The sequence below is a fragment of the Microvirga massiliensis genome (genome assembly GCF_001006805.1).
Taxonomy (GTDB): Bacteria; Pseudomonadota; Alphaproteobacteria; order Rhizobiales; family Beijerinckiaceae; genus Microvirga; species Microvirga massiliensis.
The window spans coordinates 197,690-212,244 of record NZ_LN811364.1; the positions used below are offsets into that span (position 1 = coordinate 197,690).

The following is a 14,555-nucleotide window of genomic DNA, read 5'->3' on the forward strand; positions in this document are numbered from 1 at the left end:
AGCGAACCGAAAACGCTGTTCCGACAAACCGAGCCACCTCACGATTCAGACGGGAGGCTGAGGCGGAGCGCCTTCGGATCGAAGGAGAGTTAGTCAATAATGTTCACGTGCCGGCAGCGGAAATCCTCACCGTAAGAGCCGCAGGCGTTGAATGGGTCAAGGCATGCCAACTTAACCAACTCGAACCAATCACGATAAAGCAATACGTATCTCTCCTTGAAAATCATATTGTCCCGCTTTTGGGGAGCACGCCGCTTGCGAAGCTAACGCCGCCAATGGTTGACGGATTTAAGGAGCGACTCCAAAGAAAAGCGTCTCTCAAGACCACTAAGAAGGTCATCTCGACGCTTTGGATGATTTTGAACCATGCAGCTCGAAAGGGAATGGTTGCTCAAAATAGCGCGGCGCAGGTTCGGGTCAGACAAAAACAGCCGTCACGACGAAGCACGCTACTTTCCATCAAAGGCCGAGCTGGCTCTGATCATTAAGCATGCAAAGAGCTTCCCACACAAAGCAGCCTACCCACTGATCTCATGCGCCATCTTTACAGGGCTCCGACAGGGCGAACTCAGGGCACTCACGTGGGATGATGTGAACCTACACGACCCGTTTCCGCAGATCCAAGTGCGGCGGCGTGCTGATCCATGGGGGCGGATCGGTTCTCCCAAGACCGCAGCTTCGCGTCGGACTGTGCCGATAGGCCCACGGCTAGTTCAGATATTGAAGGAGTGGGAGCCAAAATGCCCGAGCAGCGACTTGAGGTTGATGTTCCCAAACGGCAAGGGCAAGGTTGAATCGACGGCGAACATCTGGAACCGCATCTGGGAGCCAATAGTCCGACAGAGCGGCCTGACAAACCCCGACGGAACTATCCGATTGCGTTTTCATGACCTGCGGCATGTCGCCGCCTCCTTGTTCATGAACAAGGACCGCCCCCAAAGCGAATCCAAGCCATCCTGGGACACACGAGCCTTCAGATGACGTTCGACTTATATGGCCATCAATGGCTCGACCAGAACCAAGACAGAGCTGCTGTGAGCCAACTTGAGCAGGAGGTCTTCTCGCCAGAATCCCTCGAAGGATCAGCGGACCTATTGCAACCCGCTGATTGAGAACCGCTGGAGTTGCACTCCGGCGGCACGCTCGTTCAGCTCTTCGCCGTTCAAGCCGCCGACGCAAGCTCTCAGGCGGTAGCGTTAGCTTAAGCCTTGGATATAGACGGAAGATTCGCACACGTATTCCAAGTTGCCGAAGCGAACGCGTAGGGATGTGTGCCGATGGGCTGGCGAAATTCACCCGACAGGTTTCCACGTGCGCCTAGACCGACTCTGCGTCTCAAGCTTGCAAAGCCGGTCTGGTCATCGCATGGTCCGCGTGGGGGTCTGTAAGTATGTCAACCGATAAGAGTCCACTGGACGGCAAGACTGCGAGAGAGAAATCTGGCGGACGAACTTTCAGCCGTTATGAATTTCAGATCCACGCGTCGATGCTTCGCGTCCTAGATGTCCATAGGAGCGGTGAGAGTTACCTAGCGTTATTCGATCAGTTCGATGACCTAGTAATTGTAAAAGGTCCTCCTGGCCAACAAAGCATCTCCTTCTTTCAAATCAAAACCAAAGGGGATGGTTTCTGGAAAGTAGGCGATCTCGCGAGCCGACCTACCAAAGCGCAGCCACCGAAGTCGATTATTGGAAAGCTTTACCATAACCTAGCTACATTTGGAGACTCTGTTTCGGAAGCTGCGGTGCTTTCGAATGCACCTCTGATTGCCGTTACGGCGGATGGCTCCAAAACAGGAATGGAGAACGGATTGGTTCTTTTTTCCAATCTCGACCCAGCCGACCACGGCAAGTTGGTAGCCGCGATCGAGCAGGATTTTGCGGCGCCCCTTCATGCAAAGCATGCAGAGGTTCTCGCATTCGAGCGCATCCCACTTGACCTCGAGAGCTATCGGAAGACCCTTAAAGGAGAGATCGTCGAGTTTCTAGATGAAAATGGCATTCACGACAGAGTGCTCGCCGCACCATTCTATGACGTCCTTCATGCAGACCTGTGCAACAGGACTGGCGACACACGCGTATGCTCCAGTGTGTCCGAACTGACGTCGCGAAAGGGTCTCAGCCGGGAGGGCATAACGGATCTCTTGAGCAGAGCCAGAGCCCGGAGTCGCACCGTTTTAGAATGGTGGCCCGTTGTGCAGGCTGAACTGACGGCCAAAGACTATGGAGCGTTAGCCAGTGGACGGCTTCGTCAGCGCTGCATCGAATATTGGTCTCGAAGATCCTCAGGGTCTCCAACGGCGCTGAAACTCAGCGAGGAGATCAAAGCTGCTATTGAGAACCACTGGCCCATGATCGAAACTGAAAGTCGCGTTACTGTGGCGGCGGCTGCGCTAGTGCTCACTGACGAGATTTCGGTGCCGGACAGCGAAAGCTATGACATTCAGGCCGCACTCATCGTCGAGCTGATGGATATGATGTCGTGACTACGAACAAGACTACACAATTGCGGCGGGTGATACAGGCGCTTCGTGGGGAGAAAAATGCACGGGCTCAAGTTTCTAAATCTCTTCCTTTTGTCCACGACGGAAAAGAGAGGCCTAATCGTGCCGCTGAACTCCCAACGGCTAATAATCCAGGGAGGAAACGGCTTCGGAAAGTCCGCGATAGTTAAGAGCCTATACGATACCTTCGGAGCAACGCCGCAGAAAATTGACCAATCCTGGACGTCTGCAAACGTTTCGAGTTGCCTTCAATTCGAATTGGATGGCGCACAATTCACCGCCGTGAAAACACTTGGAGTGTATGCTGTCTTCGATGCGAAAGGATCGATGCTTTTCAGTGGGCAGGGACTCGTCAAGGAGGTCGGCCCTAACCTTGCTGGTTTTCTCGATTTCCAACTCCAGATGACCGATAAGCAGGGCAGGACCATCACTCCGCCGCCCGCATACATTTTCGCTCCTTTTTATGTTGATCAAGACATCGGGTGGACGACTCCTTGGCACTCATTCACCGATTTCTTCTTGAGCGACAGCGCCAGAACGCTTGCTGAATATCACTCGGGGCTGAAGCCAGATGAATACTATTCTGCTAAAGCAGAGATGACAAAAGCTCGAGCTGAGCTTGCAGAAATTGAGAGTAGCCGGGCGGCTCTCCGGGAGACGATAGGCCAGGTTAAAGAGATCAGCGAAAATGCTGGTGTCATTTACGATATTGAAGAGTTCAAAAAGGAAATTGCCGACATCGTCGCCGAAACCAGCGCTCTAAGGGACGCCCAACTGGAATACAGGCGCGAGATCACAAATCTGCACGAGGCGATCCATCTAGCACGCTCGGAGCATACGTTACTGACGAGGACCCTGGTCGAAATGCGCGGCGAGTTTGAAACAGCTTGTGCGCTCCCGGATGAAGTCGAATGCCCGACATGCGGCCAGGAGTATACAAATTCGTTGGCCGATCGCTTTTCGCTCATTGCAGACGAAGGAGTGCTCACAGAAGCACTCAGTCAAGTTACAGCGCGCCTCCGTAGGCTCACTGAAGAAGAATCTCGTGAAAAAGATAAATTGCGATCAGTCGAACGCCCACTGAGCAGGTTGGAATCAATCCTTGAGGCCAGGAAGGAGTCGGTATCATTCCGCGATGTTTTAGTGGCCGAAGGTAAAACAGAGGCGGCCCGCATTCTGCGTAGAAGTTTAGAGTCCAAGGATGCTCAAGCTTACGAAAAAGCTTCTCAAATTGACGCTCATAAGCAGGTTATGAGCAGCTTCTTAGACAAAAAACATACTGCGCAGGTGAATAAATTCTTCCGCTCGAAGCTCGCACAGTTTGCGCATATGTTAGATGTTCGCCTTGAAAACCCTGACAAGCAGAAGATCAGCTCTGTTAGGGTTGCAAGAGGCAGTGAGGGACCTCGTGCACTCCTAGCATACTACTATGCATTCCTTCATACGACCGCAGAGTTCAGCTCCTCACGATTCTACCCGATCGTGATCGACGCACCGAACCAACAGGGACAGGATTCGGTTCACCTGCCACAAATGCTACGGTTCATTTTTGAGAATGCGCCTCCAAAGGCCCAGGTGATTGTGGCTACGGAAGATGCCGGGTCGACCACCTTTGCCGACGTAGACGTGCGGACTTATGGAGAACGCCGTCGGCAGGTCTTGCGCGACAGCGAGTATGATCGCGTGAACGCTACCTTTGCCCCGTTCCAGCAAGCAATCTTGGCTTCAATTTAGTCTAGCCGGCGCTCTAGGAACTTAGGCACGATTCTGAGCAGGCTTAGCTACTATCAGCGCAATTTCCTTGCGTCATTCATGCGTCAGCCCACACACCGAAGAGGATTCCTGTTCCTCAAATTCTCATGTGTATAAGGTAACTTAAGGGCAATGGTCTGCCGCAGATGCCGCAAGACGCCCTACGGCCTATTGCGGGCGGCACCTGCGCGTTAAGCGCCTGATTTGTCTCAGGAAAAATGGTAGCGGAGGACGGATTTGAACCGCCGACACAAGGATTATGATTCCTCTGCTCTGTCTCTCGTGCCGCCTCATCGGTGCGCACGCGGTGCGCACGGGAGAGAGAAGCTCAAAGGGCGAATGCCGGCAACCCTTTGAGGTCATTGGTGAGCGCGCTGGGACTCGAACCCAGGACCCTCTGATTAAAAGTCAGTGGGTTAGGCCGGACTACAACAAACACGATCAATCTCTAACACCCAGAGTCGTAACCTCAGATGTAACCTGGGGCTACCGAACTAGACTAATCATGGATCTAAGTCATTGAAAACATTGGTGGGTGTACAAGGACTCGAACCTTGGACCCGCTGATTAAGAGTCAGCTGTTCTCGTCTCCCCGGTTTGTCGTGCGCGACTGCAGCAGAGGATGCTCCATCCCGGTAGCTCAACGTGAAACGTTGATAAAGCAAACGGCGTGTCGGATGCTCTCAGGCGGGGAGCGATAACGGAATAGCAGATGGGCTGCATGCCCCTACCCTGTCGCTACTGCACTGAGTGCCGCAGGTGATCGTGACAAGGCCATAGCCTCTCGAATTCCGAGATCAGCATGGCGGGCATCCTGATTGTGCGAGGTCCCTGAACATCGGCAGACGGAGTATCGCCAACGAAAAGGATCCCGCAGACTACAGTCCCAGGCGAGCGCAGACGAGGCGGAAGATTGCCGGATCCGGTTTGGCGCGGCCCACCTCGTAAGAGAGAATCCAGCGTCCGGGGTGTCCGGCAAGGCTGCCCGGAGGGGTGGTCCATAGGGGAGCACCAGGTTCGCGCAGATGCCGATCCGCATACCCTCCGGCGCAAGCCGGCCCACAGCGCACTCGGCCTGCAGCTCCCTTTCGAGTTCACGCGGTCCGGCATCACCCAATCCATGCCTCACCTTCAATGGCACTGCTCGCAAAGCAAGCGGGTCGTGAGGACCTCCTATGCTGTGATGCCCTGGTCTCACCGTGCAGCAGGGTTCGAAAGGGCCGGCGTTTTTCCGCGATTCCGATGAGCATTCCAAACGCATCAAAGCAGATGGCCTAGATCTCAGTCATGGGCGCCCACACTCAGAGCTCACAGCATTACTCTGCCACTGGTTTGACATTTGCCCTGTCCGGCGTTGAACCCGGCGCGTTCAAACCAGAGAACCCGCCTGGGTCCTGCATGGTCATAGATGGGCTTCAGGTCGTTGCCTCGACCACCGGTGTTGCCTCAGAGAAGCAGGTCCCCAGGTCCACTGTTAACACGCGAGCAATCAGCCCAGGGAGCGTACCAAGGCAGCCGTGCTGTTCTGCGCTTCGCTGATTAACCTCATCACGTCCTGGCAGAACGCTGCGGGGTGGGTTAGACACTGCACGTGGAGATCTCTCAGCCAGCGTTTGCATGACAGACCTATCGCTCCCCAAGGGTCGAATCCGCGTGCTGCTCCTCGAGGGCGTGAACCCGAGCGCCGTGGAGGTGGTGCGATCGGCCGGCTACACGAATCTCACCGCCCTACCGTCCGCTCTCAATGCGGCCGACCTCAAAGAGGCCTTGCGGGGCGTGCACCTCCTGGGCATCCGCTCGCGCACCCAGCTGACCCGCGATCTCCTTGCTCATGCGGACCGGCTCATTGCTGTCGGCTGCTTCAGCGTCGGCACCAATCAGGTGGACATCGGAGCAGCGCGGCAGATCGGCATTCCGGTCTTCAACGCTCCCTTCTCGAACACCCGCAGCGTCGCCGAGCTCGTGATCGGCGAGATCATCATGCTGTTGCGGCGGGTCGTCCCGCGCTCCAGCGCCGCCCATGGCGGCCGCTGGGACAAGTCGGCGGAGAACAGCCACGAGGTGCGCGGCAAGACGCTCGGGATCGTGGGCTATGGCAACATTGGCTCGCAGCTCTCCAATCTCGCTGAAGCCATGGGGATGCGGGTGATCTTCTACGATCAGACCGACAAGCTCCGCCACGGCAACACCGAACCTGCCGACAGCTTGCAGGCTCTTCTCGCCCAGAGCGATGTCGTGAGCCTGCACGTTCCCGAGACGTCGGCGACGCACGGGATGATCGGGGCCGCCGAGATCGCGGCCATGAAGAAGGGCGCGTATCTGATCAACAACAGCCGGGGCACGGTCGTGGATCTCGAGGCGCTCGCGGCGGCGCTCCGGGCCGGTTATCTTCGAGGAGCGGCGGTCGATGTCTTTCCGGTCGAGCCCGCCTCCAACAAGGAGCCGTTCCGTTCCCCTCTTCAGGGTCTCGAGAACATCATCCTGACGCCTCACATCGGGGGTTCCACCGTGGAGGCGCAGGAGCGGATCGGGGCAGAAGTTGCCAAGAAGCTGATCGACTACTCGGATGTCGGCTCCACGGCGGGCGCGGTCAACTTCCCCCAGGTGCAGCTGCCGCCGCGCCCGACCGGCACCCGCTACATGCATGTTCATCGCAACGTCCTCGGTATGCTGGGTCGCCTCAATGAGGTCTTCTCCCGGCATGCGCTGAACATCACGGCGCAATTCCTGCAGACGGACGGTGAGATCGGCTATGTCGTGATCGAAACCGAGGGGCATCCCGAGGAGAGCCGGGCTGTTCTCGATGAGATCCGCGCCATCGAGGGCACCATCCGTACTCGTCTGCTGTACGAGCGCCGGTAACCATCCTGGCGTGTTGTTGACGCCGGCGAACTCTGGAAGCGCGCCTTTCCTCTCGCCGATGCCGAAGGGCTTCCGCGCGGAATTTGCGCATAGCGTGGATAGTGGATCTCGGGATCTGACCCCAAACTGACGTTCTCTCGCCAGACGGAAGCCTCTCACTGCCGGTAGCACCATGTAAGCCATTACAGAGCTGGATATGTTTCTCCGGTTGGAACTTCGGTCCCAACAGTGTCCCCAGCACAGTACATCGGTCTCTGCCGAGGTGAGGGCTTTGCACGGCGGGTGCAGTCGGGTGTGGTTGGTTGATGGGGCGTTTTTTGACGACCGGTTCGGCGTCGATCGCCGATCCGGCAGGCCCAGGGCCGCGTTGCGCAGCCCCGCGTCGCGGCCTTCAGCGCGCGTGTTGGCGCCGCACGCATCGGCGGCGCCATCAGTGGTGCGGCTCTCGGGGCCCTCATGCCGGTCTCTCCGTCGGGAAGAGCACGCCGGCGGCGCGCCGCAGGTTGTAGCCGCAGCACGCCAGCACGCACTGCGTGGCGTTCGCGGCGCCGCTGAAGAAGCGCAGGCGCCGCATGCCATAGCGCTCCTTCAGGACCGCAAACGGCCGCTCGACCGCCGCCCGGACCTTGGCGATCAGCCGGTTGCGGCGCTTCTGGCGCGGCGGCAGTTCGGAATGATGCTTGTTGGGCCGGCGCATCAGGCGATCCTTGATGCCGGCCGCCTGCAGACGGGCATGCCGGGCATGGCTGTAATAGGCCTGATCGCCATAGACCGCCCGCTCGTCCCCACTGATCAGCACATCGGCCGGCCCGGTGTCGGGAACCGAGGCATCGGTGGTGACGATCCGCCGGATCAGGGTGTGGGTCTGATCGACCCCGAGATGCAGCTTGTAGCCGAACACGCTCTTGCCGCCCTTCTTGCCCCAGCGGGCATCCGGGTCGGCCACCCGCGGCTTCGTCTCGGCTCCATCCGTCGCCGGGGCTCCTGCCGCAGCCGCTGCGATCTCCTGTGTCTCGCCCTGGATCTGGCTCGTTTGATCGGCCGCAGGCGGTGGCTGAACCTGTTTGGTCTCAGCACCCGATTGTACCTTGCGCTTCTTGGCCTTGGACTGGCTCGTCTCGGAGGCCGGCGTCTCGGCAGCCTGCTTCGGCTTCGCGGGTGGCCGGGCGCGGGCCGGCAGGAAGGTCGCATCGACCAGCGTGCCGTGTTTGAGGATCAGGCCCTTGATCTCGAACTGGCGGGTGATCTCGTCGAACACCCGCGTGATCAGGCCGTCGCGGCTCAACTCGGCCCGGAACCGCCACAGCGTCGAATGATCGGGCGTGCGGTCGGTGAGGCTGAAGCCGGCAAAGCGCCGGAACGACAGACAATCACGCAGTTGCTCCTCGAGCGCCGGATCGCTCAGCCGGTGCCACACGCCCAGGAGCAGGCAGCGCAGCAAGGGTTCGGCCGGATAGCTGGTGTTGCCCGAGCCCGGACCGCTGCGCGTGCCGAGCAGCGCCCGGATCGGCGCCCAGTCGATCACCCGCGCGATCTGGTCGAGCACCGTCGGGGTCGCGTGCGCCAGCCCATCCGCCAGGCTCAGCTGGCCCACCACACGATCCACCATCACACAGCTCCCCGCTCCCGCCAGCACAGAATCATCAATCCGATTCTGTGCAAAGCCCTCGAGGTGGCAGACCCTCGAGAGCCTCTCGGCCCACGTGCACGCCTACACCTTCGACAAGCACCTCAAGGCGCTGAAGTGGCGAACGCCATTTCAGACGATCTGCGACGCACCGCTGCGCCAGATGAGCCTCGATCGCTGCCTTGTGCACAGGCAGATGATCGAGGGCGCGGTAAAGGCGATCCTCGTTGACCTCCTTATCCCGAGTTGCAATGGACTGCAGAGCGCCGTGCGTCAGTACCAATCCTCGGCAATGTGCAACTCGCTCGATGGCTCGCGGAGCCGCGCCGCAACCAGCACGCCCGCCATCCTCGCCAGGCGACGCGCTCCTTGCCCGCCGCAAGCAGCCGCTCGCGCAGCTCCTCGAGGCCCGTCCCACGCCACAACGCAAGCACCAGATACACAGCACCGAACTGACGCGAGCGCTCAACGCGAATGCCCTTCAGGCGCACCGGCATCGTCAGATGTTCGCTGCCATCATCGAACAGCCGCGCTTGCTCGGGCGCGCCGATCACCCGGCGAGCCAGCGCCCGTGCCTCGATATGACCGTGCTCGTCGAGTTCGCCAAGCTGCGCCACCGTCTGCTGAATGACACGCCAACCGACGCGCACACTCGGTACAGTCGCCAGTAGCGGTGGACCTTCCCCTCCTTCTTGCGGATCGTGGGGCGCAGGTACATGCGCCATCACAACCAGCTCCGCAGCAAAAGAAAATACCCAAGATCGGCATTACATGCCCAAATCAGCCACGCGCCCGACCTAACCCCTTGATCCGACTCACGCCGCTTCCTGGGAAATCACAAAAAACGGCCCCGAACTAAGCAAGTTGGGCTAGCGCCCGGCGCGTTGCCGCTACAGGGCGCGGGTGGCCTCTTCCGCAATGAGAAAGGGCCGCCTTACGGCAGCCCTTCCAGGTCTTTGCTGCGGTGAGCTGGGCTCAGAAGTCCATGCCGCCCATGCCGCCGCCCGGCATCGGAGGCGCCGATTCTTTCTTGGGCGCCTCGGCGACCATGGCCTCGGTGGTGATCAGCAGACCGGCCACCGACGCGGCGTCCTGCAAGGCTGCGCGGACGACCTTCGCGGGATCGACAATGCCGGCCTGGAGCATGTCGACATACTCCTCGGTCTGGGCATTGAAGCCGTAGCTCTGGGATTGATTGTCGCTGATCTTGCCGACCACGATCGAGCCCTCGACGCCCGAATTCTCGGCAATCTGGCGGACGGGAGCTTCGAGCGCCCGCACGACGATGTTGATGCCGGCTTGCACGTCCGGGTTGTCGGCGGCGAGTTTCTGGACCGCTGCCTTGGCGCGCAGCAGCGCGACGCCGCCGCCCGGCACGATGCCTTCTTCCACTGCCGCCTTGGTGGCGTGCATGGCATCCTCGACGCGATCCTTTTTCTCTTTGACCTCGACCTCGGTCGAGCCGCCGACCCGGATAACCGCGACGCCGCCGGCGAGCTTGGCGAGCCGCTCCTGGAGCTTCTCGCGGTCGTAATCCGAGGTCGTCTCCTCGATCTGCGCCTTGATCTGGCCGACACGAGCCTCGATGGCCTGCTTGTCGCCAGCCCCGTCGATGATCGTGGTGTTCTCCTTCTCGACACGGATGCGTTTGGCCCGCCCGAGCATGTCGAGGGTGACGTTCTCGAGCTTGATCCCGAGGTCTTCGGAGATCGTTTGGCCAGCGGTGAGAACGGCAATGTCCTCGAGCATCGCCTTGCGGCGGTCGCCAAAGCCCGGCGCCTTGACGGCCGCGACCTTGAGCCCGCCGCGCAGCTTGTTGACCACCAGCGTCGCGAGCGCCTCGCCCTCGATGTCCTCGGCAATGATGAGGAGCGGTTTACCGCTCTGAACGACAGCTTCGAGGATCGGCAGCAGCGCCTGCAGAGAGGAGAGCTTCTTCTCGTGGATGAGGATGTAAGGATCCTCGAGCTCGGCGACCATCTTCTCGGCATTGGTGATGAAGTAGGGCGAGAGATAGCCGCGATCGAACTGCATGCCCTCGACCACATCGAGCTCAGTTGCTGCGGTCTTGGCCTCCTCGACCGTGATCACGCCCTCGTTGCCGACCTTCTGCATCGCCTCGGCAAGCATCCCGCCGATCTCGGCATCTCCATTGGCCGAGATGGTGCCGACCTGGGCGATTTCGTCGTTGGTCGAGACCTTCTTGGCGCGGCCCTTCAGATCCGCCACGACCGCCTCCACGGCCAGATCTACACCGCGCTTGAGGTCCATGGGGTTCATGCCGGCCGCGACCGCCTTGGCGCCCTCGCGCACGATCGCCTGGGCGAGCACCGTCGCGGTGGTCGTGCCGTCACCCGCGACCGTGCTGGTCTTGCTCGCGACCTCGCGGACCATCTGGGCGCCCATGTTCTCGAACTTGTCGGCGAGTTCGATCTCCTTGGCGACCGTCACACCGTCCTTGGTGACGCGGGGCGCCCCGAAGCTCTTCTCGAGCACGACATTGCGGCCCTTCGGCCCCAGCGTGACCTTCACGGCATCGGCGAGAATGTCCACGCCGCGCAGCATCTTCTCACGGGCACTCCCGGAGAACTTGACTTCCTTGGCGGCCATAAGCGTTACCTCCTCTTCAGTGTTGAAACTGTCTTTGGACGATGAAGGCCTTACGCGGCCTTCTTGGAAGCAGCGGCCCCTTCGATCACGCCCATGATGTCGGACTCTTTCATGATCAGGAGGTCTTCGCCGTCGATCTTGACCTCGGTGCCCGACCACTTGCCGAACAGGACGCGATCCCCGGCCTTGACGTCGAGCGGCTGAACCTTGCCGGTCTCGTCGCGTGCGCCAGGCCCGACCGCCACGATCTCACCCTCCTGGGGCTTCTCCTTCGCGGTGTCCGGGATGATGATCCCGCCCTTGGTCTTCTCCTCACTCTCGAGACGCCGAACCACGACACGGTCGTGCAAGGGACGAAACTTCATGCTGGCCTCCAGATTGGAAATGCTGGGCACGCTCGCGCCGAGGTCTCCGCTGCGAAGTCAAGCCTAGCACTCGACGCCGAGAGTGCTAAGACGGAGTTGTAATCGTGAACCCGGGTCGATGCAAGAGGGGAGCACCCCTGGGCGGGTGGCGCGACCAACATGAACTGAAGCGTCATCTTAAATTGCCTCAGCACCCGTGACGCACACGCACTCTCCTGGGCCGGCTCCTCATCGCTGGTCTATGTGGTCTTGGTGCGTGTAGATCATTTCGCAAGCAGCGGCCTGTTGGGGACAAACCGGTATCTCAGGAATTTACGAACCAGTCTCAGAACTGGTTCTCGAGACGCAGTGGAAATGCTCGACTCTCTGTCCGAGAACACCGCCGGACACTCCAGACAAGACCTGCACAGTGAGCCGCTTTCGAGACACGAAAGTCCACAGCCGGCGCGCTAAGTCGCCTGAAATTCCGCGTTCTTGGCGCAGCACCCCGCTGTTATGAGTCTCTCGCGATCCATGGCAGGCTCTCGCAGCAACGGGCAGGCATGAAGGCCAAGCACGGCTCCAGGATACTTGTGGATCTCGGAGACAAAGAAAAACCCGCACATTGGGTTAGCTTCATCGTTCTGGTCTGGACTGAACGGTTCGCAAGAAAGATTGAAGCTGGAGTATAATGTCGATCACCTTGCTCGAGAGACGACCCATGCAGATCGGGGTTCCCAAGGAAGTAAAAACGCACGAGTACCGGGTCGGCTTGGTGCCCGGGTCAGTCCGCGAATTGATCCATCGCGGCCACGACGTCACCGTCGAGAGCGCAGCGGGAGCGGGCATAGACATTTCCGACGAGGCTTATCGTGCAGCAGGTGCGCACGTTGTCTCCTCTGCACAGGAGCTGTTCGCACGCGCAGACCTCATCGTGAAGGTGAAGGAGCCCCAGCCTCAAGAGATCGCTCTGCTGCGCGAGGGCCAAGTGGTGTTCGCCTATCTCCATCTCGCTGCAGATAAGGCCCAAGCGGAAGGCCTTCTGGAATCGGGAGTGATCTGCATCGCTTATGAGACTGTAACGGATGGACGCGGCGGCCTTCCGCTGTTGGCGCCGATGAGCGAAGTCGCCGGGCGAATGGCGGTGCAGGTGGGCGCGCATTACTTGGAAAAGGAGCAGGGTGGCAGGGGCATACTCCTTGGCGGTGTGCCGGGCGTGCCCGCTGCGAAGGTCGTCATCCTCGGTGGCGGGGTTGCGGGCACAAACGCGGCGCGGATGGCGATGGGGGTCGAGGCTTGGGTCACCGTGATCGACAAGTCTCTCTCCCGCCTCTACGAACTCGATCTGCAGTTCGGGTCCCAGCTCCACACGCTCTTCTCAACCGTCGACAACATCGAGAAGGAAGTGCTGCCGGCCGATCTCGTCATCGGCGCCGTGCTGATCCCGGGCGCGGCGGCACCCAAACTGGTCAGTCGCGACATGGTGCATCGGATGAGGCCCGGATCGGTGCTCGTCGATATCTCGATCGACCAGGGGGGATGCTTTGAGACCTCGCGACCGACGACGCATTCGGAACCGATCTACGTCGAAGGGGATGTCATTCACTACTGCGTAACGAATATGCCAGGCGCGGTTGCCCGGACGTCGAGCTTTGCTTTGAACAATGCGACCTTGCCCTTCGTCCTTCAGCTCGCCGACAAGGGTTGGAAACGCGCGCTCCAAGACGATGTTCATCTCAGAAGAGGCCTCAACGTTTATTCCGGGCGGATTACCCACGAGGCAGTCGGGCAGGCCCTCGGGCTTGCCTCGGTTTCCGCCGACGAGGCGCTTTCAACATGAACCTGGCGGGATCCTGGCGGCCTCGAGGTTTGCTCGGACCCAGACGGATGCGGATGCGCTGTGCCACCTTATCCGTATCCGTTCTGATATTTGGCCAAGTTCGCGACGGATCCAAACATTCCCATCGGACGTGGAAGGAACGGTCCTCACCTTGGTTGAGAACAGACTGGCGCACATCTTCGGAGAAATGCATGGCATTTAGGGATACCTTGCGGTTAGTCCAACGCTCGTGCAGCCCTTCGAAGGCCTCGTTGATTTCGCTTGCTTCTACGAGCAAAGAACTGCGCTCTTGTCACTGCGCTCCTGGCCGATGCAGTGGAGCACGATAATCTGATTGGAGGCTGTAGGAGAACCGGAGTCCCGGCACGGAATAAAGAGGCACTCCATGGCAGATACGGATCCAAAGAACCCGGGCGACGAAGACGCACCCGGCACCAGGCAGACCGGAGAGGATATCTGCCCGTCCTGCAACGGAGCTGGGCAGCTGGGCCAGAAGCTCTGCCCCGATTGCGGCGGCTCCGGCCGAATCATCGTGATTGTCGGGGTTGCGTGAGGTTTCTCATCCCTGAGCGGCCTTGGAGGGAGGAAAGCTCATGCTCCTGGCGAGCGCCAGAGCTTTACTCAGTCCAGTGGCTGTAGAGATCACCCTCTGGGGCAGGACGATCCATTTCCAGGTCCAAGCGGCGCCAGACCGCTCATTTTCGTGCACGAGCCCTGATGGAGTGTGCCGAGCAGGCTCGCATTGAAGCAAGCGTCACGAGCACTTCGGGCGGCACGGAATTACATTTGTGCGGCATGCGGATGACCCTCCACTGCAGGCAAGGTGCACCTCCTGAAGTGCCTCCGTTTCGACTGGACACCCGGCGTGCCCGTCAGGCGGCGTGCTCACGGGAGAACGGGCAAAACAACCGTACGCCATCGAACTATTTGCGATTGCCCTCTGCATCAGGTCACTTGCCCACCGCTGCTGAAGTGGACTGATCAGCACGAAGCGCTGTGGTTCTTTCGCGCCCCTTA

At 59.8% G+C, this 14,555-nt stretch carries 11 protein-coding genes, 1 tRNA gene and 1 pseudogene; 8 read left to right on the top strand and 5 right to left on the bottom strand.

All coding sequences use genetic code 11. The features are described 5' to 3' along the window. The 4 genes from BN1233_RS50210 to BN1233_RS34595 all read left to right on the top strand — a co-directional run. On the top strand, positions 1-488 hold a 488-nt coding region (locus BN1233_RS50210; protein WP_244471090.1), incomplete at its 5' end, for an N-terminal phage integrase SAM-like domain-containing protein. Continuing rightward, a complete protein-coding gene (locus BN1233_RS51400; RefSeq protein ID WP_074078439.1) occupies positions 388-981 on the top strand; it encodes a site-specific integrase in 594 nt (197 codons plus the stop codon). The genes BN1233_RS50210 and BN1233_RS51400, both read left to right, overlap by 101 nt. A gap of 409 nt (positions 982-1,390) precedes the next feature. Continuing rightward, on the top strand, positions 1,391-2,485 hold the full coding sequence (locus BN1233_RS45375; RefSeq protein ID WP_074078440.1) for a dsDNA nuclease domain-containing protein: 1,095 nt from the start codon (positions 1,391-1,393) through the stop codon (positions 2,483-2,485). Between the two features lie 120 nt (positions 2,486-2,605). Next, positions 2,606-4,237 carry a hypothetical protein gene (locus tag BN1233_RS34595; RefSeq protein ID WP_147707719.1) on the top strand — a complete coding sequence of 544 codons (1,632 nt, stop codon included), beginning with the start codon at positions 2,606-2,608 and terminating at the stop codon, positions 4,235-4,237. A 381-nt stretch (positions 4,238-4,618) separates the two neighbouring features. Here the strand turns inward: BN1233_RS34595 and BN1233_RS34600 are convergent. Continuing rightward, positions 4,619-4,698, bottom strand: a tRNA-Lys gene (locus BN1233_RS34600). 1,174 nt (positions 4,699-5,872) lie between these two features. On the opposite strand from BN1233_RS34600, the gene serA reads away from it, so the two are divergent. Next, complete coding sequence (serA, locus tag BN1233_RS34610) at positions 5,873-7,117, top strand: phosphoglycerate dehydrogenase (protein ID WP_046868161.1); 1,245 nt, start codon at positions 5,873-5,875, stop codon at positions 7,115-7,117. Positions 7,118-7,571: 454 nt separating this feature from the next. Here serA and BN1233_RS34615 read toward each other — a convergent pair whose 3' ends face one another. Continuing rightward, entirely contained in the window at positions 7,572-8,726 is a 1,155-nt protein-coding gene (locus tag BN1233_RS34615; protein ID WP_052764068.1) for an IS5 family transposase, read from the bottom strand. A gap of 64 nt (positions 8,727-8,790) precedes the next feature. Between BN1233_RS34615 and BN1233_RS50215 the strand changes: the two are divergent. Beyond that, positions 8,791-8,895, top strand: a pseudogene (locus BN1233_RS50215) (IS481 family transposase); the annotation flags it as partial. 85 nt (positions 8,896-8,980) lie between these two features. On the opposite strand, the gene BN1233_RS47750 reads toward BN1233_RS50215, so the two are convergent. The 3 genes from BN1233_RS47750 to groES form a co-directional block, all read right to left on the bottom strand. Beyond that, a complete protein-coding gene (locus BN1233_RS47750) occupies positions 8,981-9,469 on the bottom strand; it encodes a hypothetical protein (protein ID WP_147707720.1) in 489 nt (162 codons plus the stop codon). A 250-nt stretch (positions 9,470-9,719) separates the two neighbouring features. After that, positions 9,720-11,354, bottom strand: a complete 1,635-nt coding sequence (groL, locus tag BN1233_RS34630; protein ID WP_046868164.1) for a chaperonin GroEL — start codon at positions 11,352-11,354, stop codon at positions 9,720-9,722. A 50-nt stretch (positions 11,355-11,404) separates the two neighbouring features. Then, positions 11,405-11,719 (bottom strand): co-chaperone GroES, encoded by a 315-nt coding sequence (gene groES / locus BN1233_RS34635; protein WP_046868165.1) that lies wholly within the window; start codon positions 11,717-11,719, stop codon positions 11,405-11,407. Between the two features lie 700 nt (positions 11,720-12,419). On the opposite strand from groES, the gene ald reads away from it, so the two are divergent. Together ald and BN1233_RS48805 are read left to right on the top strand one after the other, a co-directional pair. Beyond that, positions 12,420-13,538, top strand: a complete 1,119-nt coding sequence (gene ald, locus BN1233_RS34640; protein ID WP_046868166.1) for an alanine dehydrogenase — start codon at positions 12,420-12,422, stop codon at positions 13,536-13,538. A gap of 385 nt (positions 13,539-13,923) precedes the next feature. Continuing rightward, positions 13,924-14,091 (top strand): hypothetical protein, encoded by a 168-nt coding sequence (locus tag BN1233_RS48805; protein ID WP_187144448.1) that lies wholly within the window; start codon positions 13,924-13,926, stop codon positions 14,089-14,091. Positions 14,092-14,555: the final 464 nt, after the last annotated feature.

Coding starts and splice junctions, on each gene's coding strand:
- BN1233_RS47750 (WP_147707720.1), bottom strand. CDS start 9,469: ATGGCGCATGTACCTGCGCCCCACGATCCGCAAGAAGGAGGGGAAGGT.
- BN1233_RS34615 (WP_052764068.1), bottom strand. CDS start 8,726: ATGGTGGATCGTGTGGTGGGCCAGCTGAGCCTGGCGGATGGGCTGGCG.
- groES (WP_046868165.1), bottom strand. CDS start 11,719: ATGAAGTTTCGTCCCTTGCACGACCGTGTCGTGGTTCGGCGTCTCGAG.
- ald (WP_046868166.1), top strand. CDS start 12,420: ATGCAGATCGGGGTTCCCAAGGAAGTAAAAACGCACGAGTACCGGGTC.
- BN1233_RS45375 (WP_074078440.1), top strand. CDS start 1,391: ATGTCAACCGATAAGAGTCCACTGGACGGCAAGACTGCGAGAGAGAAA.
- serA (WP_046868161.1), top strand. CDS start 5,873: ATGACAGACCTATCGCTCCCCAAGGGTCGAATCCGCGTGCTGCTCCTC.
- groL (WP_046868164.1), bottom strand. CDS start 11,354: ATGGCCGCCAAGGAAGTCAAGTTCTCCGGGAGTGCCCGTGAGAAGATG.
- BN1233_RS48805 (WP_187144448.1), top strand. CDS start 13,924: ATGGCAGATACGGATCCAAAGAACCCGGGCGACGAAGACGCACCCGGC.